The organism is Szabonella alba, assembly GCF_016765775.1.
GTDB lineage: Bacteria > Pseudomonadota > Alphaproteobacteria > Rhodobacterales > Rhodobacteraceae > Szabonella > Szabonella alba.
The window spans coordinates 330,295-356,934 of sequence record NZ_JAESVN010000003.1; the positions used below are offsets into that span (position 1 = coordinate 330,295).

The 26,640-nt window shown below is 64.2% G+C and carries 27 protein-coding genes; 20 read left to right on the forward strand and 7 right to left on the reverse strand.

What is annotated here, in order from left to right; all coding sequences use genetic code 11:
* Positions 1-137 precede the first annotated feature (137 nt).
* From JL811_RS09245 to JL811_RS09260, 4 genes are all read left to right on the forward strand, one after another.
* The gene (locus tag JL811_RS09245) at positions 138-932 is read left to right on the forward strand and encodes an HpcH/HpaI aldolase family protein (protein WP_202688321.1); all 795 of its coding nucleotides are present in this window, start codon (positions 138-140) and stop codon (positions 930-932) included.
* Positions 929-2,440 (forward strand): xylulokinase, encoded by a 1,512-nt coding sequence (locus JL811_RS09250; protein ID WP_202688322.1) that lies wholly within the window; start codon positions 929-931, stop codon positions 2,438-2,440. The genes JL811_RS09245 and JL811_RS09250 overlap by 4 nt, the downstream gene beginning before the upstream one ends.
* A 136-nt stretch (positions 2,441-2,576) precedes the next feature.
* Positions 2,577-3,128 (forward strand): TRAP transporter small permease subunit, encoded by a 552-nt coding sequence (locus tag JL811_RS09255; RefSeq protein ID WP_337924737.1) that lies wholly within the window; start codon positions 2,577-2,579, stop codon positions 3,126-3,128.
* A gap of 5 nt (positions 3,129-3,133) precedes the next feature.
* Complete coding sequence (locus tag JL811_RS09260) at positions 3,134-4,525, forward strand: TRAP transporter large permease (protein WP_202688520.1); 1,392 nt, start codon at positions 3,134-3,136, stop codon at positions 4,523-4,525.
* Positions 4,526-4,613: 88 nt separating this feature from the next.
* Here JL811_RS09260 and JL811_RS09265 read toward each other — a convergent pair whose 3' ends face one another.
* From JL811_RS09265 to JL811_RS09280, 4 genes are all read right to left on the reverse strand, one after another.
* Positions 4,614-5,246 carry a response regulator transcription factor gene (locus JL811_RS09265; RefSeq protein ID WP_202688323.1) on the reverse strand — a complete coding sequence of 211 codons (633 nt, stop codon included), beginning with the start codon at positions 5,244-5,246 and terminating at the stop codon, positions 4,614-4,616.
* On the reverse strand, positions 5,200-6,624 hold the full coding sequence (locus tag JL811_RS09270) for a sensor histidine kinase (protein WP_202688324.1): 1,425 nt from the start codon (positions 6,622-6,624) through the stop codon (positions 5,200-5,202). The genes JL811_RS09265 and JL811_RS09270 overlap by 47 nt, the downstream gene beginning before the upstream one ends.
* Complete coding sequence (locus JL811_RS09275; RefSeq protein WP_237684890.1) at positions 6,624-7,157, reverse strand: putative pterin-binding protein; 534 nt, start codon at positions 7,155-7,157, stop codon at positions 6,624-6,626. The genes JL811_RS09270 and JL811_RS09275 overlap by 1 nt, the downstream gene beginning before the upstream one ends.
* Positions 7,158-7,599: 442 nt before the next feature.
* A complete protein-coding gene (locus tag JL811_RS09280) occupies positions 7,600-8,787 on the reverse strand; it encodes a deoxyguanosinetriphosphate triphosphohydrolase (RefSeq protein ID WP_202688325.1) in 1,188 nt (395 codons plus the stop codon).
* A gap of 128 nt (positions 8,788-8,915) precedes the next feature.
* On the opposite strand from JL811_RS09280, the gene erpA reads away from it, so the two are divergent.
* Positions 8,916-9,251, forward strand: a complete 336-nt coding sequence (gene erpA / locus JL811_RS09285) for an iron-sulfur cluster insertion protein ErpA (RefSeq protein WP_202688326.1) — start codon at positions 8,916-8,918, stop codon at positions 9,249-9,251.
* A 168-nt stretch (positions 9,252-9,419) separates the two neighbouring features.
* A complete protein-coding gene (gene xth / locus JL811_RS09290) occupies positions 9,420-10,202 on the forward strand; it encodes an exodeoxyribonuclease III (protein ID WP_202688327.1) in 783 nt (260 codons plus the stop codon).
* Positions 10,203-10,296: 94 nt separating this feature from the next.
* Here xth and JL811_RS09295 read toward each other — a convergent pair whose 3' ends face one another.
* Positions 10,297-11,478 carry an FAD-dependent monooxygenase gene (locus tag JL811_RS09295; protein ID WP_202688328.1) on the reverse strand — a complete coding sequence of 394 codons (1,182 nt, stop codon included), beginning with the start codon at positions 11,476-11,478 and terminating at the stop codon, positions 10,297-10,299.
* Positions 11,479-11,555: 77 nt separating this feature from the next.
* The gene (gene dksA / locus JL811_RS09300; protein ID WP_202688522.1) at positions 11,556-11,978 is read right to left on the reverse strand and encodes an RNA polymerase-binding protein DksA; all 423 of its coding nucleotides are present in this window, start codon (positions 11,976-11,978) and stop codon (positions 11,556-11,558) included.
* Between the two features lie 183 nt (positions 11,979-12,161).
* Here dksA and JL811_RS09305 point away from each other — a divergent pair, with 183 nt between their 5' ends.
* The 10 genes from JL811_RS09305 (at position 12,162) to typA (ending at position 20,957) form a co-directional block, all read left to right on the forward strand.
* On the forward strand, positions 12,162-12,998 hold the full coding sequence (locus JL811_RS09305) for an AAA family ATPase (RefSeq protein WP_202688329.1): 837 nt from the start codon (positions 12,162-12,164) through the stop codon (positions 12,996-12,998).
* A 419-nt stretch (positions 12,999-13,417) separates the two neighbouring features.
* A complete protein-coding gene (locus tag JL811_RS09310; RefSeq protein ID WP_202688330.1) occupies positions 13,418-13,867 on the forward strand; it encodes a hypothetical protein in 450 nt (149 codons plus the stop codon).
* A gap of 2 nt (positions 13,868-13,869) precedes the next feature.
* Positions 13,870-15,249 carry a DUF2927 domain-containing protein gene (locus JL811_RS09315; RefSeq protein ID WP_202688331.1) on the forward strand — a complete coding sequence of 460 codons (1,380 nt, stop codon included), beginning with the start codon at positions 13,870-13,872 and terminating at the stop codon, positions 15,247-15,249.
* 40 nt (positions 15,250-15,289) lie between these two features.
* Complete coding sequence (locus JL811_RS09320; protein WP_202688332.1) at positions 15,290-15,454, forward strand: hypothetical protein; 165 nt, start codon at positions 15,290-15,292, stop codon at positions 15,452-15,454.
* A gap of 4 nt (positions 15,455-15,458) precedes the next feature.
* Positions 15,459-16,643: a vWA domain-containing protein gene (locus JL811_RS09325; RefSeq protein ID WP_202688333.1), complete on the forward strand. Its 1,185-nt coding sequence runs from the start codon at positions 15,459-15,461 to the stop codon at positions 16,641-16,643.
* Positions 16,640-17,059, forward strand: a complete 420-nt coding sequence (locus tag JL811_RS09330; protein ID WP_202688334.1) for a hypothetical protein — start codon at positions 16,640-16,642, stop codon at positions 17,057-17,059. Before JL811_RS09325 ends, JL811_RS09330 begins: the two co-directional genes overlap by 4 nt.
* Entirely contained in the window at positions 17,056-17,661 is a 606-nt protein-coding gene (locus JL811_RS09335) for a DedA family protein (RefSeq protein ID WP_202688335.1), read from the forward strand. The genes JL811_RS09330 and JL811_RS09335 overlap by 4 nt, the downstream gene beginning before the upstream one ends.
* A gap of 39 nt (positions 17,662-17,700) precedes the next feature.
* Positions 17,701-18,387, forward strand: coding sequence for a M48 family metallopeptidase (locus tag JL811_RS09340; RefSeq protein WP_202688336.1), 687 nt, complete (start codon positions 17,701-17,703; stop codon positions 18,385-18,387).
* A gap of 71 nt (positions 18,388-18,458) precedes the next feature.
* Positions 18,459-19,061 carry a YitT family protein gene (locus JL811_RS09345; protein ID WP_202688337.1) on the forward strand — a complete coding sequence of 201 codons (603 nt, stop codon included), beginning with the start codon at positions 18,459-18,461 and terminating at the stop codon, positions 19,059-19,061.
* 78 nt (positions 19,062-19,139) lie between these two features.
* Positions 19,140-20,957: a translational GTPase TypA gene (gene typA, locus JL811_RS09350; RefSeq protein ID WP_202688338.1), complete on the forward strand. Its 1,818-nt coding sequence runs from the start codon at positions 19,140-19,142 to the stop codon at positions 20,955-20,957.
* 2 nt (positions 20,958-20,959) lie between these two features.
* On the opposite strand, the gene JL811_RS09355 is transcribed toward typA, so the two are convergent.
* A complete protein-coding gene (locus JL811_RS09355; RefSeq protein WP_237684891.1) occupies positions 20,960-21,511 on the reverse strand; it encodes a histidine phosphatase family protein in 552 nt (183 codons plus the stop codon).
* A gap of 124 nt (positions 21,512-21,635) precedes the next feature.
* Here JL811_RS09355 and miaA point away from each other — a divergent pair, with 124 nt between their 5' ends.
* From miaA to JL811_RS09375, 4 genes are all read left to right on the forward strand, one after another.
* A complete protein-coding gene (miaA, locus tag JL811_RS09360; protein WP_202688339.1) occupies positions 21,636-22,514 on the forward strand; it encodes a tRNA (adenosine(37)-N6)-dimethylallyltransferase MiaA in 879 nt (292 codons plus the stop codon).
* A gap of 234 nt (positions 22,515-22,748) precedes the next feature.
* Positions 22,749-23,546, forward strand: a complete 798-nt coding sequence (locus JL811_RS09365; protein WP_202688340.1) for a helix-turn-helix domain-containing protein — start codon at positions 22,749-22,751, stop codon at positions 23,544-23,546.
* Positions 23,547-23,770: 224 nt separating this feature from the next.
* Entirely contained in the window at positions 23,771-25,429 is a 1,659-nt protein-coding gene (locus JL811_RS09370; protein WP_420496775.1) for an ABC transporter substrate-binding protein, read from the forward strand.
* Between the two features lie 128 nt (positions 25,430-25,557).
* Positions 25,558-26,640, forward strand: coding sequence for an ABC transporter permease (locus JL811_RS09375; RefSeq protein ID WP_202688341.1), 1,083 nt, complete (start codon positions 25,558-25,560; stop codon positions 26,638-26,640).

Below are 26,640 nucleotides of genomic sequence, written 5' to 3' on the forward strand. Positions count from 1 at the left end.
CAGTCGCAACGGGCATTTTTGCCGGTTCTGCGGGCATTTGCTGCTGATTTGCGCGCCCTGCCCTGCTATGGCTGCGCAACCCGTGACCGCAAATACCCAACCGCGCCGCGCTGACCCTGATGCGAAAGACCCTGCCCATGCCCATCACCGTCCCCTGGATGAAACCCGCCCTTGCCTCGGGGACATTGTTGCGCGGGCTGATGGTCTCGGAACTCAAGACCCCCTTTCTGGGCGCGATCCTTGATGCCTCGGGCATGGATTTCGCGATCCTCGATCAGGAGCATGGCAGTTACGGTGCCGATCTTCTGGCCGGGATGGTCGCCGGGTTCCGGGGCGGGCGCTGTCAGCCCTTGGTCCGCGTGCCCGAGATCCGCCGCGATGCCTTTCTGACCCCGCTTGAGATGGGCGCGGCGGGCGTCGTCGTGCCGCGTGTCGAAAGCGGCGATCAGGCCCGCGCCATTGTGGAGTATTGCCATTACCCGCCCGCGGGGTCGCGCGGGGTCAGCCTGTCGCGCGCCCATAGCGGATTTACCCGCGTGCGCGCCGCCGAATACACCGCCCGGGCCAATGCCGAGATCCTGATCGCGGTGCAGATCGAAACCGCCACCGCCTTGGGTGCGCTGGACGACATTCTGTCGGTTGAAGGCGTGGACATGGCCTTTATCGGCCCTTCGGATCTGAGCGTCAGCTGCGGTATCGACCCCGATCTGACCGCGCCCGAAATGGCGGGCCATGTCGCGGCAATCCTTGCCGCCTGTCGCAGGCATGGCAAATATGCAGGTCTCCAGACCACTGACTGGGCCACGGCCCGCGCGCTGGTGCCGCAGGGGCTGCATCTGGTTTCGGCGACAACCGACCTTGCCGCGCTGCAATCGGGGCTGAAGGCCGCGCTGGCCGCGTTGCCCGACCGGACCGGGGGACAAGACCAATGACCGCCCCCACATGGCTGGGCCTCGATCTGGGGACAAGCAGCCTGAAGGCCGTGCTGACCGACAGCGCGGGGCAGGTGCTGGCCGAGGCGTCGGCCCCCTATCCCACGCTGCGCCCCGCAATCGGCTGGAGCGAACAGGACCCCGCCGAATGGTGCCGCGCGCTGCGCGACTGCATCGCTGACTTGCAGGCCAGCGCGCCCGATGCGCTGGACCGGTTGGCCGCAATCGGGTTTTGTTCAGCGGCGCATCTGCCGGTTCTGCTGGATGATGCGGGGGCGGTGATCCGCCCCGCGATCCTGTGGAGCGACCAGCGCAGCAGCGATGAGGTGGCAGAGCTTCAGGCCCGCCATGGCGACCATATCCGCCGCGTCACCTGCAACGCGCCCTCCTGCACATGGACGCTGCCGCAACTGATGTGGGTTCGCCGCCATGAACCCGAGGCGATTTCCCGGGTGACAATGCTGCTGAGCAGCAAGGATTATCTGATCTGGCTTCTGACCGGGCAGATGCAGATGGATCTGACCTCGGCGGTGGCCACGCTGATGCATCGCGGCGACCTGCATTGCGGGCCTGTCACCGGTGCCGGCTCCGGTGACAGATCGGGGGCGGGCTGGGACCACGATCTTGCCGCGCTGGCGGGACTGCCCCCCCAAGCCCTGCCCCCCGTAACCGCGCCCTCCACCATCGTCGGCAAGACGGGCGGGGGTCGCGACCTCTTCGGCCTGCCCCGGGGCGTGCCGGTGGTCAGCGGCGGGCTGGACAGTGCCGCCGAGATCACCGCCTGCGCGGGCCGGGCCGAGGCAACCCCGCCGATTCTGCGGATCGGATCCTCGGCCGCGATCCTTGTGCCCGGTCCGGCGGCGGCGCGTCCGGGGCTTTTGTGCTATCCGCAAGCGCCCGGCCCGGGACATTTCCATCAGGCTGGCACCAATTCCGGCGCGGTGGCGCTGCAATGGGCGCGCGCGCTTTGGGGCGGGCTTTCCCATGCCGAAACCGATACCGAGGTGGCCGCAACCCCGCCCGGGGCCGATGGCATGCTGTTCCACCCCTATCTGCAGGGCGAACGCGCGCCCTATTGGAACCCCGATATGCGGGGGTCTTTCTCGGGGCTGCATGGCGGGCATGGGCGCGGGCATTTCCTGCGCGCGGTGATGGAAGGGGTCGCCTATTCCCTGCGCGATTGTATCGCGCGGCTGGACCTGCCGCTGCCGCCCGGCAGGGCCATGCGCCTTGCGGGCGGGGTGACACGCGGCAGCATCTGGCCACAGATCCTGTCGGATGTGCTGAACCGCCCGCTGGAACTGGTCGATCACGGCGAATCCGCTCTTGGGGCGGCTTTTCTGGCCATCGCGGCACTGCAGGGCGACACGGCGCTTCCGCAGGTGACGATCCGCGCGACCTTCCGCCCCGATCCTGACCGTACCGCGATCCATGATGCGGCCTTCGCGCGCTATCGGAATCTGGCCGGACAGATTGATCGCAGCAGCCGCAACGCCCCGCAGGGCTGAGCCCCTGCCCCCGACAGGCCCGCCGCCCGCGCGGCCCCTCAATCATTACTGGACAAACAGGGGGCCGACGCCTTACTAGCCAGCGCGAATGCACAGATCGCGCCCGGCCAACGGGACGCGCGACGGGAGGGCCGAGGTGGAGCTACTTGCACTGGTGATGCGGACGATCAACCGCATCAACATCATCATCGGCCATGCCTTTTCATGGCTGGCCATCGCGATTTTCGTGGTCTGTTTCTGGGTGGTGATCGAACGGTATTTCTTCGGGCAGACCCGGCTCTGGATGCAGGATCTTTATGTCTGGCTGAATGGCGCGATGTTCACCGCTGTGGCCGCCTTCGCGCTTTATCGCAATGACCATGTGCGGGTGGATATCTTTTTCCGCACCGCGTCGGACCGGCGCCGTGCGGTGATGGATCTAATCGGGGTCTGTCTGTTCCTGCTGCCCTTCATGGTCGTGATCTGGATCTATGCCTATCCGAATGTGATGCGGTCCTGGGCTCGGTTCGAGCCTTCAGCCAATGTTGGCGGGATGCCGGGGCTTTACATCCTGCGCAGCTTCATCCTTGGCTTTGCCGTTCTGATCGCGCTGCAGGGCATTTCGATGCTGATCCGGTCGGTGCTGATCCTTGTGAGACGCGAGGATCTGGTGCCCGAGGATTTCCGCTACAAATACGATCAGGAGTGACCGTGATGGACCCCGTTCTGCTGGGCGAGATCCTCGCCGGTCTCATGTTCTTCGGCGTCATCGGCATGCTGATGCTGGGCTTTCCAGTGGCCTTCACACTGGCCGGAACTTCGCTGCTTTTCGCGCTGGCAGGCATCTGGTTCGGGGTGTTCGATCCGTCGAATTTCGGCGCGCTGGCGGGCCGCTATATCGGCTATATGACGAATGAGGTGCTGGTCGCGGTGCCGCTGTTCATCTTCATGGGCGTGATGCTGGAGAAATCCCGCATTGCCGAACAGCTTCTGACCACGATGGGCAAGATGTTCGGCAATATGAACGGGGGGCTGGGCATTTCGGTCGTGCTGGTGGGCGCGCTCCTCGCGGCCTCGACCGGCGTTGTCGGCGCGACCGTGGTCACCATGGGCCTGATCTCGCTTCCGGCCATGCTCAAGGCCGGATACAAGCCGACGCTGGCCACCGGGGTAATCTGTGCCAGCGGCACGCTGGGCCAGATCATCCCGCCCTCGACCGTGCTGATCTTCATGGGCGACATGATCGCGGGGATCCATGCACAGGTGCAGATGGCCAAGGGCAATTTCGCCCCGACCTCGGTTTCAGTCGGCGACCTGTTCGCGGGGGCCTTCATTCCGGGGTTGCTGCTGGTCGGTCTATATCTGCTGTTCATCGTCTTCAAGGCCATCACCGATCCTGAAAGCTGCCCCGCGACCCCGGTCGCGCCCGAAGACCGCAAGCATCTGTGGCGCGAGGTGATCACCGCATTGGTGCCGCCGCTCTTGCTGATCATGATGGTTCTGGGCTCGATCCTTGGTGGTATCGCCACCCCAACCGAGGCTGCCTCGGTCGGCGCGGTGGGGGCGACGCTGCTGGCGCTTCTGCGGGGTCGGTTGCGGTTCTCGATCCTGCGTGAAACCGCGATCAGCACCGCGACGATCACCTCGATGGTGTTCATCATCCTGTTCGGGGCCTCGATCTTTGCCATCGTCTTCCGCCAGATGGGCGGCGACAATCTGGTTGAGGAATTCCTGACCGGCCTTCCCGGCGGGGCCATGGGGGCCATGATCGTGGTCATGATGATCATGTTCGTGCTGGGCTTCATTCTGGACACGTTCGAGATCATCTTCATCGTGATCCCGATTGCCGCGCCTGTCCTGCTGGCACTGGGGGTCGAGCCGATCTGGCTGGGCGTGATGGTGGGGGTGAACCTGCAGACCTCGTTCCTGACGCCGCCTTTCGGTTTCGCGCTGTTCTATCTGCGGGGCGTGGCACCCAATTCGGTCAGCACGATGGAAATCTATCGCGGCGCGATCCCCTTCGTGCTGCTGCAGATCCTTGCCATCGCGCTGCTGTTCATCTTTCCGGGGCTGGTCACATGGCTGCCTTCGGTGGTCTATCGCTGATCGCTGTCCCTGAACACTGCCTGCGCAGATCCGGCGTCAGGGGCCGTCCCGACAGGGGCGGCCCTTTGCATTCGGCGCGATTTCCTGCCTAGCGGAAGGGTTTGACCAGACCCATTGCAATCGCCGCCCGCGCCGCATCGGCGCGGTTGCCAAGGCCCAGTTTGCGATAGAGTTCCTTGATATACTGATTGACCGTGTGTTCCGAGATATCAAGCACATGGGCGATGCCCACGGTCCGCTCCCCCGCCCCCAGCAGGGACAGCACCTGTTCCTCACGCGGGGAAAGATGGACATCGGGGCGCGGACTGACGGCTGTGCCGTCACGCAGCGCCTTGGCAAAGGCCAGCGTGTTTTCCAGCTTCAGATGCAGCAGATCCAGATCCACCGGTTTGGTGATGTAATCATGCGCCCCGGCGCGCAAGCCTTCCAGATGCGGTTCGCGATCGGACAGGGCGGTTACGAAGATAAAGGCGGTCCGGTCCGACAGACGGCCCGCGCGGCGCAGATCGGTCAGCAGTTCAAACCCGTTGCGCCCCGGCAGCATGACATCACAAAGCACGATATCGGGCGCGGTTGTCGACAGGATCTGTTCGGCCTCATCGCTGGTTGTCGCGGTCAGAACCCGATAGCCACGCGACAGAAGTTCCTCCTCGAATTCCTCAAGCAGGACTTCCTCATCCTCGACACAGAGAATTGTCGCCGGCTGGCTCTCCTTCGTCATATATGCGGCCTCCAGCCCCCGGCAATGCGACGGTGAATGTCGATCCGACTCCTTCCTGAGAAGTCAGACTTATGACCCCTCCATGCTGGACAACGATATCACGCGCAAGGCTCAATCCTACCCCTACTCCGGGCAGACGGTGAACATTCGGGGCGCGGTAGAACCGATCAAAGATGGCAAGCTGGGCATCTGAGGGGACGCCAACCCCCTGATCGCGGACGCAGAAACGCAGAATCCGGCCCTGACTTCGGGTTGAAACATGGATCGGGGCCGGGGCGGAAGAATATTTCACGGCATTGGTCAGAAGGTTCAGCAGGACCTGTTCCAGAAGGACCGGATCGCCCTCGACCTTCAGGGGCCCCGGGTCGAGTTCGGCCAGAATCACCCGGTCGGGATGGGCGGCGCGGATCTGATCCAGCGCATCCTCGACCAACCGGCCAAGATCCAGATCGCGGCGTGACGCCTCTCCGGCGCGACCGTCGATCCGGGCGGAATCCAGAAACGCCCCCATCAGCTTTTCCAGCCGCTCGGCCGCCTCGAATATCCGCACGAAGCGACGGCGCAGATCGTCGGTCATTCCCGCGCCGCCGTTCCGGATCTGGCGCTGCGCGATCATATGAATGATCGAAACCGGCGTGCGGAACTGATGCGAGACCGTCACGATGAAACTGCGATAGACATCCTTGGCGCGGCGCTCGACCTCCAGTGCTTCCTTCAACGCATGCGTGCGCTGTTCGATCTTCTCTTCCAAAGTCGCCTGATGACGCTGCAATTCTGTGCGCGCCTGCACCAGTCTGCGGATATTGCTCAGCAACAGGCCCGCCATCAGTGCCCCGGTCACGAAGATCCCCACCACCGCGACCAGCAAAAGCCGCATCGCATCGCTTTGCCCGTCGCGGCGTTCCAGACGTTCGGTGCGTTCCTGAAGGTTGGTGGCATTTGACAGGGTCCGCAGTTCATCCGCCAGTTCGGCCGTGCGCTGCAAAAACCGGCTGCGGCTGTCGTCATCCGTCAGGGGGGTGGCCAGCATATCGTCAAGTTCGGCCAGCAGGCGCTGCGCCTCGGTCACCACCGGTTCAAACCCGGCCGAGCGGAAATAGGCCAACTGCGGCCCCTCTGCCAGCAACGCGACCCGGCTGTAGAGGATCTCAAACCGCAATGAGACATCGTTATTGGCCGGATCGGCAAAGCCGCCTGCCAGCGCGATCATCAATTGCTGCGTCTCCCGCTCGGCCTGCGCGGTAGACCACAGATTGGCATCGACCAGTTCCTGCTGCAATTCGCGCTGGATGCCGACAAGGTTCAGAAAGGCATAGACCAGAAGGGCCACGAAACTTGCGACAGTCAGGGCAGCAAGGGCGTAGGCCTGTTTCAGCATCAGATGACCGTGATATCCACAAGCTGCCAGATCCAGCGTTCATCAATGACCGGGTTCTGTAAGGCCGCAATGTCGTCGCGCGGATAGATCAGCCAGATCGGCCCCTTGTCGCGGATGCGCATGGTGCGCCCGTTCATCTCTCGCGCAAGGATCGGGCGGAAGTCCCAGGCATCCGAGGCCGGGATATCGACCTGAAACTCGTTCATCGCGGTCATGCGCAATTCACGGCCCTGCAAGACGCCCTCTCCCGCCCCCGCGAGTTCCAGCACATCCCGCAGCAAGGGCCCGCGAAACTGCTGCGGTCCGTCGGTCCAGCGGGTATGGGTCGTCACCTCATGCCAGGGCAGGCGGGCGAAGCCCTCTTCGTCAAGTTCGGTCACGGTACCATCCGGCGCGGTGATCTTCAGCATGGGCCGCCCGGCCAACTGGGCCTGTGCGATGCGCGGCAGACCGAGCGCAGCCAATCCGGCAGCAAGGAACATGCGGCGATCAGAACGGGCCAGTTGATCGGGGAAACGCGGGTGCCGCGTCATGCGGTCGTCCTCCTCCAGAGTAGCGATGGCGCCGCCCGCCCTACTTCAGTTGCCTGAAGCCAGGACCAGGGCGGCGCCAGAGAGGCGGCAAGCTGCTCATCACACAGTCATAGAGCTTACCGCTTGTCTGCCTGCATGAAACTCAGTCAGGCTGACCCTCGAAACCAGCAACTCTTTAACAACCAAAGCGACCACTGCACCGGGAGGAAGATCACTAATTAACGCGACCGCTTGCCCTCTGAATGCCCGATTCGCCTAAATTTCGATATTCCCAAAAATTAGGGAATAGCCGGTTCCCCTTTGGTCTGCGCCAGCAAGCTGCTGCGAATATTGCATATTTCATGCAGGGCGCGCGACTGCCTTGCCCCATCGTCAGTCCCGGCACGGTGCCGCTATTCCCTGCAAAAGCGCCGGTCTGACTGCCTGTTCAGGCCCCGCCCGTTCAGGCCGCGTCCCCGGATCCAAACAGCCGCGCATGTTCCTGAATCGCAAACCGGTCGGTCATCCCGGCGACGTAATCGGCCACAATCCGCGCGAGTTCAGTCTCGGACCGCACCGCCGCCACATCCTCGCGCCATTCCTGCGGCAGGAATTCGGGGCGGGTCAGAAACAGCGGGAAAAGGTCATTGACCATGGCCGTCACCCTTGCCCGTTCCCGCATCACGGACGGCGCACGATACATCCGTGTGAAGAGGAAGGACCGGATCGCCTTCAACTCCTGATAAAGCGGCTTGGAAAAGCGGATCACCGTGCCCTCCATTGCGCGGATCTCCTCGACCGATTGCGGCTGTGCCGCCTCCAGCCGCCCACGGGCCACCGCGATCACATCCTCGACCATGCGCCCGAACACCCGGCGCAGCGCCTCATGCCGCCGCCGCATCGGATCAAGCCCCGGATAAAGCCCGTCCACCACCTCAAAGGCGGGGCCGGTCACCGGCAGGTCCATCAGATCGGCCTCGTCGAACAGGCCCGAGCGCAGCCCGTCATGCAGGTCGTGATGCGAATAGGCCACATCATCGGCGATCGCTGCAACCTGCGCCTCGGCGCTTGCGAAAGTGTGCAGTTCCAGATCCCAGGCGGCATTCACCTCGGCCAGCGCGTAGGGCAGCGCATCGGGCGCATGGCCGTGTTTTTCATCGGCGAAGGGTCCGATCACCGGGCCGTTATGTTTGGCGATGCCTTCCAGCGTTTCCCATGTAAGGTTCAGCCCGTCGAAACCGGCATAGTGGCGTTCCAGCCGCGTCACGATCCGCAGCGCCTGCGCATTGTGATCGAACCCGCCATAGGGTGCCATCAGCGCCCCAAGCGCATCCTCGCCGGTATGGCCAAAGGGGGTATGACCCAGATCATGCGCCAGCGCGATGGCCTCGGCCAGATCGGTGTTCAGGCCCAGAACGCCCGCGATGGTGCGCGCGACCTGCGCCACTTCGATCGAATGGGTCAGCCGCGTGCGGTAATAATCGCCCTCATGTTCGACAAAAACCTGCGTCTTGTGTTTCAGCCGCCGGAAGGCGCTGGAATGGATGATCCGGTCGCGGTCGCGCTGAAAGGGGGACCGGAAGGTGCTCATCCCCTCATCGAACAATCGTCCGCGTGAGGCATCGGGCTGGCAGGCAAAGGGGGCGAGCATGAAGGGTCCCGTTCTTGGATCAGCAGTTTCGCCTGTCTATAGGCGATTCGCCCCGCAAACGCACGGCGCTTGAGCCTTGCGCCCCGCATCCCTATATTGAGTTCACAGCATTTGGCGGAGCCACCGACATGGACCTCACCCTTCCCCCCCGCGTCACCGACCGCGCCTATGCGCGGCTTTCGGAAATCATCGAGACGACCGGCGCGCCCAAGGCGCTGCGTGTGGCGGTCGAGGGCGGCGGCTGCTCGGGCTTTCAGTATGATATCCGGCTTGAGGATGCGGCCCTGCCCGACGACATGGTGCTGGAAAAGGACGGGCTGCAGGTGCTGGTCGATACGGTCTCCCTGCCCTTCCTGACCAATGCCGTGATTGATTTCTCGGAAGAACTGATCGGCGCGCGTTTCGTGATCGAAAACCCCAATGCCAGCAGTTCCTGCGGCTGCGGCACCTCCTTTTCGATCTGACCCCCGGCTCGATCTGAAACCCGGGGCTGCAGGTCGGTGCGCGTTCTGGCCCGGGCAGCGTGGCCCATGCCAGCCCCCCAACACATACCCTCAATCAGGGCTGGTCTCTCCCCCCGGATCCGGGTCACACTGCAACGGCCCTGACCGGAACTTGCGGAGACCGCTGCCATGAAGATCGCGACATTCAACATCAACGGTATCAAGGCCCGGATCGAGGCCCTGCCCCGCTGGCTTGAGAGTGCGAAACCCGATGTCGTGGCGCTTCAGGAAATCAAGTCGGTGGATGAGGCATTCCCCCGTGCGCTGTTCGAGGATTCGGGCTGGCGGGTGGAAACCCATGGCCAGAAAGGCTTCAACGGCGTGGCCATCCTGTCGCGCCTGCCGCTTGAGGATGTGACGCGTGGCCTGCCGGGGGACGATGCCGACGAACAGGCGCGCTGGATAGAGGCCACGGTGATCGGTCCGGTTCAGGCGGTGCGCCTCTGCGGGCTGTACCTGCCCAATGGCAACCCCGCGCCCGGGCCGAAATACGATTACAAACTGGCGTGGATGGCGCGGATGGAGGCGCGGGTGCGCGAGCTTCTGGCGCTTGAGGAACCGCTGGTGCTTGCCGGGGATTACAATGTGATCCCGCAGCCCGAGGATGCCGCCCGGCCGGGGGCGTGGCATGATGATGCGCTGTTCCTGCCCCAGACCCGTGCCGCCTTCCGCCGTCTTGTCAATCTGGGACTGACCGATGCGTTCCGCGCCCGGATCGCGGGGCCGGGGCATTATTCCTTCTGGGATTATCAGGCAGGCGCCTGGGAAAAGAACAACGGCATCCGCATCGACCATCTGCTGCTGTCGCCGCAGGCGGCGGATCTGTTGCAGGATGTGGCCATCGACCGTGAGACGCGCGCTGGCGAAAAACCCTCGGACCATGTGCCGGTCCATATCGCGCTTGCCGCCTGATCAGGACCGCCTCGCACCTCTTTCATCTTGGCTCATATACCTTGGCGGGAAGGCGGCCTTGCCGCCGTGGGGGGCAGCGCCCCCCTCAGCCCTTTCAATCCCCCGCTGTCACATCATGGCCATGGATCCAGTCGAAGCGGCGCAGCGGCAGCGATGGCGCGATCCGCGATCCCAGCCGCATTGCCAGATGCGCGGCCTCCCGCAGCGGCGATCCCAGATGATAGATCCGCCCGCTGCGATCGGCCGCCGCGACCACCGCCGACGTGCGCAGGCGCCTTGCGGCCTGATAGGCGGCAAAGGCGTCCTCCGGCCGGTCATGCCGGTCCAGCGCCTCGGCCAGAACCCAGGCATCCTCCAGCGCCAGATTGGCACCCTGTGCCAGAAAGGGCAGCGTCGGATGGGCCGCATCGCCCAGCAGGGCCGCGCGGCCCTGATGCCAGCTTTGCGCCACGGGATGCCGGAACAGCCCCCAGAGCCCGACCTCGGCCACCCGGTCCAGCCAGCCCTGAACGCGCGGCGCGAACCCGGCAAAGGCCTGCCGCAGTTCACCCGGCTCGTCCCGCAGCGACCAGCCCTCGGCGGCCCAGCGGCGGCGCTCCTCGACCGCGATGATATTGCGCAGGGTGCCGCCCCGCAGCGGATAGCTGACCAGATGACGCCCCGGTCCCATATGCACCTCGGCCACCGGATCGCCACCCTCACCAGGCAAGGCCGGGATGGTCGCCCGCCAGGCGATGCGATTGGTGAAAAGCGGCGCGACATCGCCATTGAGGGCGGCGCGCAGGCGCGAATGCAACCCGTCCGCCCCAATCAGCAGATCTGCCTCGCGCGCAGCGCCTGTAGCCATGCGCAGCCGCGGCCGCGCGCCGGACAGATCCACAGCCTCGACCTTTTGCAGAAGCTGCAGTTCCACCCCCGCTGACAGCGCCCCCTCCAGCAGCAGCGCAATCAGATCGGCGCGGTGGATCAGGTGATAGTCCCAGCCGGGCCGGGCCGCTGCCAGATCAAGACGCATCACCCCGGCACCGGTATCCCCACGGATCAGGTGCACGGCCCGGGCCCGCATCGCGGCTGTGGCCAGCGCCGGACCCAGCCCCAGCGCCGCCATCACCCGCGCGCCGTTCGGGCTGATCTGCAGGCCTGCACCCACCTCGCGGATCGCATCGGACTGTTCCAGCACGGTCACCCGCGCCCCGCGCAAGGCCAGCGCCCGCGCCACGGCGAGCCCCGCAATGCCACCGCCCAGAACCGTGATCCCTGCCCCGGTCACCGCCATGTTCCGCCCTTTCAGGATGCAGAACGCCGGGTCCAGCACGGGCCCGGCGTTCTGCAGATCATATGTGAAACGCGCGATCAGTCGTCGCGATGCACCCGTTCCCGCCGTTCATGTTTTTCCTGCGCTTCCAGCGTCATCGTGGCGATGGGCCGCGCATCCAGCCTCTTGAGCGAGATCGGCTCGCCGGTGGCCTCGCAATAGCCGTATTCGCCATGCTCGATCCGCCGCAGCGCCGCGTCGATCTTCGAGACCAGCTTGCGCTGACGGTCGCGGGTGCGCAGTTCCAGCGCGCGGTCGGTTTCCTCGGATGCGCGGTCGGCGATATCGGGCACATTGCGCGCCGATCCCTGCAACCCCTCGATCGTTTCGGCCGACTGATCCAGAAGCTCCTGCTTCCAGACCAGCAGCTTGCGGCGGAAATATTCCAGCTGCCGGTCATTCATGAAGGGTTCATTCTCGGCGGGGCGGTAATCGTCGGGAAGGAAGGATTCGGCCTTCATTGCTGGATTCTCCTTGACGTCACGCGACGCCGACACTGGGGCATAGGTCATTGCACGCTCCTGTTGCGGGTCAATTAGCCGAAGGCTGCGCGAATGTCACTAGCGGTTGCGACAAATTCGGCCCGGGGCTAGGGTCGCCCCGTGCGCGTTCCCCCCGATCCGGCCAGAGGCTTCAACTGCAAGATGAAATTCACATCCACCGATCGCTATATCGCCCCCGAGGACCTGACGGTTGCGGTCAATGCCGCCGTGACGCTGCAACGCCCGCTGCTGGTGAAGGGAGAGCCGGGAACCGGCAAGACCGAGCTTGCGCGCGAGGTTGCAACCGCGCTGAACCTGCCGATCCTTGAATGGCATGTGAAATCAACCACCCGCGCCCAGCAGGGGCTTTACGAATATGATGCCGTCAGCCGCCTGCGCGACAGCCAGCTGGGTGACGCCCGCGTCCATGACGTGAAGAACTATATCCGCAAGGGCAAGCTCTGGCAGGCGTTTGAGGCGGAAAGCCGCGTGGTGCTGCTGATCGACGAGATCGACAAGGCCGATATCGAGTTCCCGAACGATCTGTTGCAGGAACTCGACCGCATGGAATTCCATGTCTATGAGACCGGAGAGACGATCCGCGCCACGCACCGTCCGGTGGTCATCATTACCTCGAACAATGAAAAGGAACTGCCCGACGCGTTTCTGCGCCGCTGTTTCTTCCATTTCATCCGCTTTCCAGATGCCGAGACGCTGCGCGCCATCGTCCGGGTGCATTTCCCCGCTATCAAGGAAACGCTGCTATCGACGGCGCTGACGCAGTTTTTTGAGATCCGTGACATGCCGGGGATCAAGAAGAAACCCTCGACTTCCGAGGCGCTGGACTGGCTGAAACTGCTGCTGGCCGAGGATCTGACCGCCGAGGATCTGGCCCGCGACAAGGTGGCCCTGCCCCGGCTGCATGGTGCGCTGCTGAAAAATGAACAGGATGTGCATCTGTTCGAACGTCTGGCCTTCATGGCCCGCTCGGGGCGCTGATCGTCGTCCGTCATCGCAGGTCACCCCGCGCCGGATTGCGGATGCCCCCGCAGCGCTTTGAAAGGCCCCGCGGCGTTGCACGGTCCGGCGCCGGGAAAGGGGCACTTGAACAACGCCCGCCAAGTCCATGGAGGCACACAGGGATACTGCCCTTTGCCCAAGGGCCAAATCGCTCTTCTGCCTCGCCGATTGCCGCATTTCCAACATCATTCGATCACGAAACTGGCCAGATCTGAAACAATTCGACACATATCGTCAGGGCGCCCGCGCAAATCTGGCGCGCGGCCCGTCCGGCTGCGCTAGGCCTTGAATCACGGCAGCAGATGAAATTCCCAAAGATTGACATGAACGGGCCGCGTTCCTGACACTCGCATCCCGTTCTGTGATCCTGAGCAGAACAACAGTGCGGAATGCCGAAAATGGCCGATACGAGTTTGACCGATCCCGATACCCCTGCCGCCGACCGCCTTGCAATCCGGCCTCTGGCCAGTTGTCTTGCGGCGGAATGGCATGGCTTACGTGCCGACCTTTTGCCGCAGGAAGACCCGGCGGTGGCTGCGGCGACCCTCAAACGTCTTGTGTCCCAGAATGGCAGCGATGCCGCGATGCTTGTTCTGCGCGGGTACCGTCCGGTCGGCCTTGCCTGTTATCGCATCACGCGGGGCCGCGACGCGCTGGACAGCGTCTTTGAGGTGACCGAATGGCTGTTCCGGCCAGAGGCGTCCGGGACCGGCGCAGGCGCGCATCTGATCGGCTTTCTGTATATGGCGGCCGAGGCGCAGGGCGCGCCGCTGGTCTATTGGCCCTCTGCCGTGACCGGGTTCCGCCCTGCGGCGGACGCGACCGGCCCTGACCGGAAAGCGGCCTGACGATGCGCTTGGCTTCTGTCCTTTCGGTCTGTCTGCTGACCGCCTGCCTGCCGACGCCGGGGGCCGAGGTGTCGATGAATTTCGCGCAAGGTGACCTGGGAGTATCCTTCCCGCCACCGTCCGCGATGAACGGGCATGGGCTGAAACCGGGCGAACGGCCCCGGCGCGGCAATGCCGAACTGGCGCGCGATTTTCTCGATCTCAGCTTCCGGATGGAAAGCGGACGCCCCCTGCCACGGTTCAGCCGTTTCGAAGGCCCGGTCACGGTGCGGATGACGGGGGCGGTCCCGCCCTCGGCGGCGACCGATCTGTCCCGGCTGCTGCAACGGCTGCGCAGCGAGGCGGGCATCGACATCCGCGAAATCCCGCAAGGTGAGGCCGCGATCACGCTGCAATTCCTGCCGCGCAAGGTGATCCAGACCACCTATGCCAATGTCGCCTGTTTCGTCGCCCCCCGCGTTTCCGGCTGGGAGGAGTTCAAAGCCGCCCGCAATACCGGCCAACTTGACTGGCCAAGCCTGCACCGGCGCGAAAAGCTGGCGGTCTTTCTGCCTGCAGACAGTTCAGCGCAGGAAGTGCGCGATTGCCTGCATGAGGAACTGGCCCAGGCGCTGGGCCCCCTGAACGATCTGTACCGGCTGACGGATTCCGTCTTCAACGATGACAATTTCCACACCTCGCTGACCGGGTTCGACATGCTGATCCTGCGCGCCACTTACGCGCCGGAATTGCGCTCGGGCATGACCGAGGCCGAGGTGGCGGCACGGCTTCCGCTGGTGCTGGCGCGGATCAATCCGGCGGGGGGCAGAGCGGCAGGCGCAGCACCCCATTCCCCCACCCCGCGCGCGTGGATCAATGCGATCGAGGGCGCCCTGTCGGGGTCCGGCCCTGCGGGGCGGCGGGCGGATCTGGCGCAGCAGGCGCTGGGAATGGCGCGGGCGCAGGGCTGGACCGACGGGCGCCTTGCCTTCAGCTATTTTGCGGTGGGGCGGCAATTGCTGGGGTCGGACCCGGCCAAAGCGATGTCGGCCTTTGCCGAGGCGGGGCGTGTCTATCGCGGGCTACCCGGCGGCGCCATCCATGCAGCCCATGTCGATATGCAGATCGCGGCCGTGGCATTGGCAAGCGGTGACTCCGGCGGGGCGCTGGCTATCGCCGACCGGATCACGCCCGTCGTCGCCGCCTCGGAAAACGCGGCGCTGATGGCGACCGTCCTGATGCTGCGGGCCGAGGCGCTGACGCTGCAGGGGCGCGACAGTGAGGCGCAAGCCCTGCGCATGGACAGTCAGGGTTGGGCGCGCTATGGCTTCGGTTCGGACGCGCAGGTCCGGGCGCGGATGGCGGAAATCGCCGCCCTTGCCCGGCGCGGCAAGCGAAGCTGACGGGCAAGGGATCTGCCCGCAACCATAAAGGCGGCAGGCCATGATCGTGATTGCAGGCATCCTGCTGGGGGCTGTTCTGGGTGCGCGCACAGCACTGCGGCGCGGGGGCAAACGGCTTGATGCGCTGCAATATGGCGCGGCCTATGCCATCGGCTGCGGCCTGCTGGGCCTGTTCCTGACCATCTTCATCGAGCGTATGGCGTAAGCCCATGTTCCTGCCCTTCTTCGCAGAGCTGAGGAAGGCGGGCGTCCCGGTCAGCCCGCGGGAATTCCTGACCTTTCTGGAAGGCGTCGCAGCGGGGCTGGTCACATGGGATGTGGACGGGTTCTATTTTCTGGCCCGCGCCGCGATGGTCAAGAACGAGGGGCATCTGGACCGCTTCGACCGCGCCTTTTCGGCAGCGTTCAAGGGACTGGAAGGGATCGCGCCCGAGGCGGTGATCGAGGCGCTGGACCTGCCCGAGGACTGGCTGCGCAAACTGGTCGAACGCCATATGACGCCTGAGGAACGCGCGGCGGTCGAGGCGCTTGGCGGGTTCGATGCGCTGATGGAAACCCTGCGGCAGCGGCTTGAGGAACAGAAAGGCCGCCATCAGGGCGGCAACAAATGGGTCGGCACCGCCGGAACCTCGCCTTTCGGGGCCTATGGCTACAACCCCGAAGGCGTGCGGATCGGCCAGAATGAAAGCCGGCACCAGCGCGCGGTCAAGGTCTGGGACCGGCGCGAATTCCGCAATCTTGACGACAGCCGCGAACTGGGCACGCGCACGATCAAGGTGGCGCTGAAACGGCTGCGCAAATGGGCACGGGACGGTGCCGCCGAGGAACTGGACCTTGACGGCACGATCCGCGCGACCGCCCGGCAGGGCTGGCTGGATCTGCGTACCCGGCCCGAGCGGCGCAATGCTGTGAAGGTGCTGCTGTTTCTCGATATCGGCGGATCAATGGACTCACATGTGCAGCTGGTCGAGGATCTGTTCAGCGCCGCGCGGTCGGAATTTCGGCATCTGGAGCATTTCTATTTCCACAACTGCATCTATGAAGGGCTCTGGCGCGACAACCGTCGCCGCTGGGATCAGCAGACCCCGACGATGGAGGTGCTGAACCGTTTCGGGCCCGACTGGAAATGCATCTTTGTCGGCGATGCCTCGATGAGCCCCTATGAAGTGCTGCATCCGGGCGGCGCAAATGAACATTGGAACGCGGAATCCGGTCAGGTCTGGCTGGAACGGCTTTGCGCGCAATGGCCGTCGCACCTGTGGATCAATCCCGTGCCCGAGGCGCATTGGCGCCATACCCAGTCCACTGGGATCATCCGGCAGATCCTGGACGGTCGCATGGTGCCGATGACGATCGAGGGCATCACCCGGGGCACGAAAGTGCTGGGCCGGTGATCGGCGCGCGGTCCACAGGCGGGCTTTGGCTGCGGATCGCGCTGGGGTTTGCGGCGGGGCTGACGCTGCTGTTCCTGCTGCGCGCGATCTTCTTTGCGACGATCTGGATGGAAAGTGACCCGCAGCGCCATGCGGTCGAGGCCTGGATGACGCCGCGCTATATCGTGCGGACCTATGGCCTGCCTCCGGACCGGGTGGATGCAGCCCTTGGCCTGCCCACCGGGCAAAGTCCGCGCAAACCGCTTGCCGATATCGCCGAACGTCAGGGCCTGCCCGTCGCCCACCTGATCGCGGCGGTCGAGGCGTTGCGCGACGAAGGCGAACGCCAGCCCGGGGGCACCGGCAGCCCCGGTGCCAACGCCCCCGGCCACAGCGGACCGGACAGCAAAAGACTGGGCGGGGGCAGCGGCGAATGACCGATCTGCTGCTGCTTGCTGTCACCGATTACGGGGTTCTGGTGATTTTCGTGGCCACGGTGATGTCCTGCCTTGGCCTGCCCTCGCCCGCCTCGCTTCTGATGATGGCGGGGGGGGCCTTTGCCGCGACCGAGGATCTGGATCTCTGGACAGTCTGCCTTGCGGCCTTTCTGGGCGCGGTTCTGGGCGATCAGTCACTTTACTGGCTGGTCCGTCGCGGCGGCGGCGTGCGCCTGTGGAAATGGCTGTCGGCGCGCAAGGGCGCAGGACGCCTGATGACCGCCGCCGAGGGGTTTCTGGACCGGCGCGGCGGCTGGGCGGTATTTCTCTCGCGCTGGCTGTTCAGCCCGCTGGCGCCCTATGTCACCCTGTCCGCCGGGGCGACCGAAATGCGCTGGGGCCGGTTCACCGCCGCCAATATGTCGGGTGAGGCGCTTTGGGTCGCGCTCTATGTCAGCCTTGGCTATGTCTTCACCACCCGGATCGAGGAGGTTTCCGAAACACTCGGCTCGGTGATCGGGCTTTTGTCGGCGGGGCTGGTCACGCTGGCGCTGTGGCTGCTTTACCGGCAGATGCGGCAAAACCGGGCCGATGACGAATGATCCGCTTGCACAAACCCGCGCGCAACCCAGATTAGGCGCATGGTCAAGTTCCTCCCGATCCTTCTGCCGATCCTTTATGCTTGGGTCATGTATCACTATTCGGTCTGGCGCACCTCGCGGATGCTGGACGAACAGTCGCGCCCGCTGCGCGAGCCTGCGCTGGAACAGACACTGCAACGGCTGGCCGATGCGGTGGATCTGCCGAAGATCGAGGTTTTCGTCTTCGACGTGGACCCGGTCAACGGGCTGGCCGCGCCGGATGGCCGGATCTTCCTGACCCGGGGTTTTCTGCAGAAATACCGTCAGGACGAAGTGACAGCCGAGGAACTGGCCAGCGTCATCGCGCATGAACTGGGCCATGTCGCGATGGGCCATACAAAGCGGCGCATGATCGACGTGACCGGGCAGAACGCGGTTTTCGTTGTGCTGGCCGGGCTGTTAGGGCGGTTCATCCCGATCATCGGGATCTGGATCGCCCGGGGCATTTCCACCGCGCTGGCGGCGGGCCTGTCGCGCAAGGATGAATATGAGGCCGATGCCTATGCGTCGGCCCTGATGGTCAAGGCCGGGTTCGGAACCGGGCCGCAGAAATCGCTGTTCCGTAAGCTGGACGCGCTGACCGGGGCTGCCGGGCAGGCGGTGCCGCAATGGCTGCGCAGCCATCCCCGGACCGCCGAGCGTATCCGGGCCATTGAAACCCGCGATGCGCGCTGGCAACAGGGCTGAAGCAGCAGAATTGCCGCAAAGGCACGGATTTTCGGGGTAGACGCCGATGCCGCAGCGCGGCATGAGAAGACATGGCCGATCCGAAAACCCACAGCCTGACCGAGGATGCGCAGGGCATCGCCTTTGCCGCGACCATGGCCGCCTTCGGCATCATGATCCTGACGCATCTGGGCCTTGTCACCGGCCAGACGGCCGGACTTGCGGTGCTGATCTCCTATGTCACGGGCTGGGGTTTCGGTCCGGTGTTTTTCGTGGTGAACATTCCTTTCTATGCGTTTGGCTATTGGCGCATGGGCGCGCGGTTCATGATCAAGACCTTCCTTGCCGTGGCGGCCCTATCGGGCCTGACCATGGTGATGCCGGGCTGGGTCAGCTTTGCCCATCTCGATACCGGCTTTGGCGCGGTGCTGTTCGGTCTGGTCTCGGGAGCCGCGCTTCTGGCGTTGTTCCGCCACGGCGCCAGCCTTGGCGGCATCGGCATCGTGGCGCTGATCCTGCAGGACCGTTTCGGCATCCGCGCAGGCTGGGTCCAGCTTGGTTTCGATGCGGTGCTTTTCGCGGTGGCGCTGGCCATCGTGGACCTGCCGACGGTGCTGTGGTCCTTTCTCGGGGCCGCGATTGTCAACCTGACCATTGCGATCAATCACCGCCGCGACCGGTATGTCGCGACGTGACGCATATGTTTCACTGGCCTTTCTCCGCCGCCTCCTGTAAGGCCGCGCCAACCCTGCTTAAGTGAAAGAGACCTCCCGATGGAGCTTCGCAACATCGCCATCATCGCGCATGTCGACCATGGCAAGACCACCCTAGTGGACGAGATGCTGAAACAGTCCGGCACGTTCCGCGACAATCAGGCGCTGACCGAGCGTGCGATGGACAGCAATGACATCGAACGCGAACGCGGCATCACGATCCTGGCCAAATGCACCTCGGTCGAACATGCCGGTGTCCGCATCAATATCGTCGACACCCCCGGCCACGCCGATTTCGGCGGTGAGGTCGAACGCATCCTGAGCATGGTCGACGGTGTTGTCCTGCTGGTCGATGCCGCCGAAGGGCCGATGCCGCAGACGAAATTCGTTCTGGCCAAGGCGCTGGCGCTGAACCTGCGGCCCATCGTGGTGCTGAACAAGGTCGACAAGCCCGATGCCGAACCCGACCGCGCGCTGAATGAGGTGTTCGACCTTTTCGCCAATCTCGGTGCCAGCGACGCACAGCTTGATTTCCCGCATCTCTATGCTTCTGGCCGGTCCGGCTGGGCCGATGCCGAACTGGACGGATCGCGCGAAAACCTTGATGCGCTGTTCGATCTGATCGTGCGCCATGTGCCCGCCCCGAAACAGGTTTCGGCGGCGGATGAACCTTTCCGCATGCTGGCCACCACGCTTTCGGCGGATCCTTTCATCGGACGCATCCTGACCGGCCGGGTCGAGGCGGGCACGATCAAGGTGGGCGCGCAGCTCAAAGCCCTGTCGCGCACCGGTGAACGGCTTGAGGCGTTCCGCGTCACCAAGATCCTTGCCTTTCGCGGGCTGAACCAGACCGCCATCGACGAGGCCGTGGCCGGCGATATCGTGACGCTTGCCGGCATGACCAAGGCGACGGTCGCCGATACGCTGTGCGACCCTTCGGTCGAGGTGCCGCTGCCCGCCCAGCCCATCGACCCGCCGACCATCACCGTGACCTTCGGCATCAATGACAGTCCGCTGGCGGGCAAGGACGGATCGAAGGTGCAAAGCCGCGTGATCCGCAAGCGCCTGATGGATGAGTCCGAGGTCAATGTCGCGATCAAGATCGCCGACACTCCCGGCGGTGAGGCGTTCGAGGTTTCGGGCCGGGGCGAATTGCAGATGGGTGTTCTGATCGAGAACATGCGCCGTGAAGGGTTCGAGCTGTCGATCTCCCGCCCCCGCGTGATCTTCCGCGAGGAAGATGGCGTGCGGATGGAACCGATCGAGGAAGTCATCATCGACGTGGATGACGAATACTCCGGCGTCGTGATCGAAAAACTGACCGGCGAACGCAAGGGTGATCTGGTCGAGATGAAACCCGCAGGCGTCGGCAAGACCCGCATCGTGGCGCATGTGCCGTCGCGCGGGCTGATCGGCTATCACGGGCAGTTCCTGACCGACACGCGCGGCACCGGGGTTCTGAACCGCATTTTTCACAGCTGGGCCCCGCATAAGGGCCCGATTCAGGGCCGCCGCACCGGGGTTCTGATCTCGATGGAGAACGGGATTTCGGTCTCCTATGCCCTGTGGAAACTGGAAGATCGCGGCAAGTTCTTCATCGGCGCGCAGGAAGCCGTTTATACCGGCATGATCCTTGGCGAACACAACCGCGACAATGATCTTGAGATCAACCCGCTGAAGGGCAAGCAGCTGACCAACGTCCGCGCCTCGGGCACGGATGAAGCGGTGCGCCTGACCACACCGGTCCGGATGAGCCTTGAGGAATCCATCGCCTATATCGAGGATGATGAACTGGTCGAGGTCACGCCCAAGAACATCCGCATGCGCAAACGCTTCCTTGACCCGCATGAGCGCAAGCGCCAGTCGCGCGCGTCCTGATTTCAGGGCGGCGGCAGGCGGCCCAGAACCGTCAGCCGCCCTGCTGCGCCCGGCCCTGCCGAGCCCAGCCGTGTCACGATGATCTCTCCTGAACGGGGCACGATTCCGGTCAGGGCGGTGATATTGACCTGATGCGTCACCAGCAGCGCGCGCCCGGACCCCAGCCCGCGCAGTTGCGCCAGCGTTTCGGCGCTGGCGGTGCCTTCCCGGCCACGATCGGCAAAGAAGCTGTCGAGTGACGGCCAGTGCGTCACTGCGCCCAGATCCAGCAATTCCGCCGTTTCGCGCGCCCGGCACCAGCCGGAACTGGCAAGAATATCCGGCCTGATCCCCGCTGCCCGAAATTGCGCGCCCCGGCGGCGGGCCTCGTCCCGGCCTGCGTCGGAAAGAGTGCGCTGCGTGGCGCAGTCATCCACGCGAAACCCCGGCGGATCGCCGGTTCCGGGCGCCGTGGCATGACGCATCAGCATCACGATCCCGGTCTGTTGCAACAGATCAGACGCCGCTACGGTCGGCCACAGGGCAAGAAAGAAGGCGGCTATCAGCATATGCATGGCGGGGCAGGTAGGACACTGGGACGAAAGGGCAAGATCGCAGCGCCCCTGCAGGCTTTATCCCGCGACCCTTTCCGCGATTTCCGGGCTTCCCTCAGACGCGCAAATCCCGCAGAACGCTGGCATGTGGACCGGTCTCCCCGATTTACCGCCCGACCGCCCGTTGCTGATCGCCGGGCCGACCGCCAGCGGAAAATCCGCGCTGGCGGCTGAAATCGTGGCGCGTTCGGGGGGCGTGATTGTCAATGCCGATGCGCTGCAGGTCTATGACTGCTGGCGCGTGCTGACGGCGCGGCCCTCGGTCGCGGAAGAGGCCGCACTGCCCCACCAGCTTTATGGTCATGTCGGGCGGCATGATGTCTGGTCGGCCGGTCATTGGCTGCGGGCTGTGGCCGAGATTATGCAAAACGGTGCCCGCCCGGTGATCGTCGGGGGGACGGGGCTGTATTTCACGGCCCTGACCGCAGGTCTGGCCCGGATCCCCGAAACCCCGCCCGACATCCGCGCACAGGGCAACCGGCTGCGGGCCGAAGGCGGGATTGCAGCACTGCTGGCGGGCATCGACCCGCAGACCGCCGCCCGCATCGACCGGCAGAACCCGGCCCGCGTGCAGCGCGCATGGGAGGTGCAGCAGGCCACCGGCCGGGGCTTGGCCGCTTGGCAGGACGAAACCGGCCCGCCACTGCTGCCACTTTCACAATGCGAACCCCTGATCCTGCGACCCGACCGCGACTGGCTGGCCCGGCGGATCGACCTGCGGTTCGAGGCGATGATGCAGGACGGCGCGCTGGAGGAGGCCCGCGCCGCCTTGCCCCACTGGGATCCGGCGCTGCCATCCTCCCGGGCCATCGGCGCGCCGGAGCTGATTAGGCATCTGCGGGGTGAGACCGGGCTGGAAGAGGCTGTCGAGGCGGCAAAAATCGCGACAAGACAATATGCCAAACGGCAGCGCACATGGTTCCGCAACCGTCTGAAAGGCTGGCATCTGCTGGACCTGCCCTGACGGTCTTGACTGATTCGGGCGGTGGAATGACCGCGCGGCATCCGGTCCTGCCGAACCGCCGCCATGATTCGCTCCTCAACGCGGGAAAAGCGCCAAACCTGTGGATAGATCTGTGTAAATGTCACTTTTCGTACATTTTCTGCTTTGGATTGCCCGAAAGCCGCGCTTACTCTGCCCGCTTGGGGCCTGTCCGGGACATGCCAGAGGCCCCGCTGGGAGCCGAAAGGAAAACCGATGACGCGTTCCTATCCGATCTCGCAACTGCGACTGGTTGCAGTGCCGCGCCTGACGGCCGGTGGTCGCTGGCGGGTTGAGGCGATGCGGTCACTCTCCGAGCCGATGCTGTTGTGGTTCACCAAGGGACAGGGACGCATTACCATCGCGGGGTCAACCCGGGGCTATACCGCCCATAACGCGATCTTTCTGCCCCCCGGCGTCATGCATGGGTTTGAGGCCGGTCCGGCGGTGTTCGGCACAGCGGTGTTCTTCGGGCGCGATTGTGACGTGACATTGCCGAAAGTGCCGCATCATCTGCGCATCCGCGAAACCTTTGCCGCGCAGGAACTCAACATCACGCTGGATGCAATCACCCGTGAGACGGAAAGCACCAGCCCCGGCAAGGACCGCGCCACGCGGCACTATCTGGGGCTGCTGGGGGTCTGGCTGGAACGGCAGGTCGACAAGGTCGCCGCCGAACAGAAACGCCCCGATGCGGCGCATCGGCTGGTGGCGCGCTATTCGGCCCTGCTGGAACGGGATTTCCGGTCTGGCATGGGGGTGGCCGATTTCGCCTCGGCGCTTGGCGTGACCCCCACCCATCTGACGCGCTGCTGCAAGCTGGCCTGCGGGCGGCCCGCCTCGGCGCTGCTGCATGACCGGCTGATTTTCGAGGCCCGGCAGATGCTTGCGGAAACCCGTATCCCGGTCGGACGGATCGCGGATGTTCTGGGCTTCACCTCGCCCGCTTATTTCACCCGCGCCTTCCAGCACCGCACCGGAAAATCGCCCTCGGCCTTCCGCAAGGGCGCCTGAGACCCTGCTTTCCGTGCCTTTGGGGTTGGCTTAGGGGGTAGACCTCCGGGTTCAGTCCTGTAGGCTGGGGCCATGTCGTTTTTAAGCGATCAAGTGCCGAAAGCAATCGTTGACCGTTGCGGCCAGACATGCGGAAATACACGCGTGTCCGGCACGTCCGACCCCTTGCAGTTCTTGCAGGGGCTTGCGGTCTGTTCACCAAGACAAAACATGACAGGGAGATCATGATGACCGACAGAACCGGAAACGGTGTTAAACTGCATCCTGCAGCCGTGATGTATTCGGAAGAAGTGAAGGCCGGAAAGCTCAGCCGCCGCGAGTTCCTGACCCGCGCCTCGGCGCTCGGTGTCATGGCCCCGGCCGCTTACGGGCTTCTGGGCCTTGCCGCCCCCGCGGCGCAGGCGCAGGAAACCCCGACATCCGGCGGTACGCTGCGGATGGAGATGGAAACCAAAGGCCTAAAAGACCCGCGCACCGCCGACTGGAGCCAGATCGCCAACTTCACCCGTGGCTGGCTGGAATACATGGTCGAATACAATACTGATGGCAGCCTGCGCGGAATGCTTCTGGAAAGCTGGGAAGCCAATGACGATGCGACCGAATTCACGCTGAAAGTGCGTCAGGGCGCGAAATGGAGCAATGGCGACGATTTCACCGCCGAGGATGTCGCCTTCAATATCGACCGCTGGTGCGATGGCACGGTCGAGGGCAATTCCATGGCGGGCCGCATGGCGACCCTGCAGAATCCCGAAACGCAGAAGGCCGCCGAAGGCGCGATCACTGTCGTCGATGCGCAGACCGTGGCGCTGAAACTGTCGGCCCCCGATATTTCCATCATCATCAACATGGCCGATTACCCTGCGGCGGTCGTCCACCAGTCCTATGACGGCGGTGACCCGTCGGTAAACCCGATCGGCACCGGGCCCTATCTGCCCGAACTGAACGAGGTCGGCGTGCGCCAGACGCTTGTGCGCAATGAGGATCACACCTGGTGGGGCACCGAGGTCTATGGCGGCCCCTATCTGGACCGGATCGAATATATCGACCTCGGCACCGACCCCTCGGCCCATATCGCCGCTGCCGGTTCGGGTGAGATTGACGCAACCTATCAATCGGTTGGCGATTTCATCGACATCCTTGACGGGTTGGGCTGGGAAAAGTCGGAAGCCATCACCTCGGCCACGATCACCGTGCGCTTTAACCAGGATGCCGATATCTACAAGGATGTGAATGTGCGTCGGGCGCTGGTCGGCGCGGTGGACAACAATGTCGTGCTTGAACTTGGCTATAACGGGCTGGGCACGCTGGCCGAAAACCACCATGTCTGCCCGATCCATCCGGAATATGCCGAACTGCCGCCGCTGACGCCCGATCCGGCCGCCTCGATGGCGGCCCTGACCGAGGCGGGCATGGCCGATCAGGAGTTTGAACTGGTCTCGCTTGACGATGCCTGGCAGGCCGCGACCTGTGACGCGGTGGCGGCCCAGATGCGCGATGCGGGTATCAACATCAAGCGCACCGTTCTGCCAGGTTCGACCTACTGGAACGACTGGCTGAAATTCCCCTTCTCGGCGACGGAATGGAACATGCGTCCGCTGGGCGTGCAGGTCATCTCGCTGGCCTATCGCACCGGGGAAGCCTGGAACGAATCCGCCTTCTCGAACGCGGAATTCGACACGGTTCTGGCGCAGGCGAATTCCATCGCCGATGCCGATGAACGCCGCGTGGTGATGAAGCGTATTCAGGAAATCCTGCAGGAACAGGGTGTCATGGTGCAGCCCTACTGGCGCTCGCTTTACCGCCATTACGATCCCAAGGTGAAGGGCGCCGAAATGCACCCGACCTTTGAACACCACCATTACAAGTGGTGGATGGCTGCCTGATCCATCCGGATCACCGGGCCGGGGGCATTTTTCCCGGCCCGATTCCCGCAAAAATTGATTCCGGCCGGGCGGGGGGCAGATCCCTCCGCGCAGCACCCCATTCCTGAGTTTCCGGAAAAGGACGGCCCATGCTGATGTTTCTGTCCCGCCGTCTGGGGATCATGGCGTTGACGGCACTCTGCCTCACCTTCGTTGTGTTCTTCCTGACCAATCTAGAGCCCAATCTTGAGAAACTCGCCCGGTCCGAAGGTTCGGTCCGCATGAGCGACGATCAGGTGACCAGCTGGCTGGAGGCCAATGGCCACGCCCGGCCCCTGATTATGCGCTATGGCGAATGGCTGGGCGTGCTGCCCGGCTGGACGCGTGACGTGGATGGATCGGTCACCGGGCGATGTATCCGGGGCGGGCTGACGGCGGAAACTGCGCCCACCCGCTGCGGCGTTCTGCAGGGCAATTGGGGGCAATCCTCGGTGTTCAAGCGCCCGGTGGGTGAAATCATGGGCCGCAGCCTCGCCGCGACGGGCTGGCTGATGCTCTGGGTCATGATCGTGATGGTGCCTTCGGCGCTGCTGCTGGGTGTTCTTGCGGGGATGCGCGAAGGCACGCGCACCGACCGCGCGCTGTCAACCGTGGCCATCGCCACCACTGCGACGCCCGAATATGTCTCGGGCGTTATCCTGATCGTTGTCTTTGCATCGGCCACGGCGGGCATCTCGCCGGTTCTGGCCGAATGGGGCTGGATCAGCGGCCGCACGCTCTTTCAGGGCACCGCCACATCGGCCATGGACAAGATCACCTTCTGGAATTTCGGCCTGCCGGTGCTGACCATCGCGCTTTACGGCATGGGCTATATCGCCCGCATGACGCGCGCCTCGATGACCGAGGTGATGACAGCGCAATATATCCGCACCGCGCGGCTCAAGGGCGTGAAATTCCGCGATGTGGTGATACGCCACGCGCTGCGCAATGCGCTGATCGCGCCTTTCACCGTCATCATGCTGCAGTTTCCCTGGCTTTTGAACGGCGTTGTGATTGTCGAAACCCTGTTCAATTACAAAGGCTTCGGATGGACGCTGGTGCAGGGGGCGGGCAATAACGACATCGACCTTCTGCTGTCCTGTTCGGTTGTCGCGGTGATCGTTGTTCTGGTCACGCAGCTCATATCCGATATCGGATATGCTTTCCTTAACCCCCGTATCCGGATTTCCTGA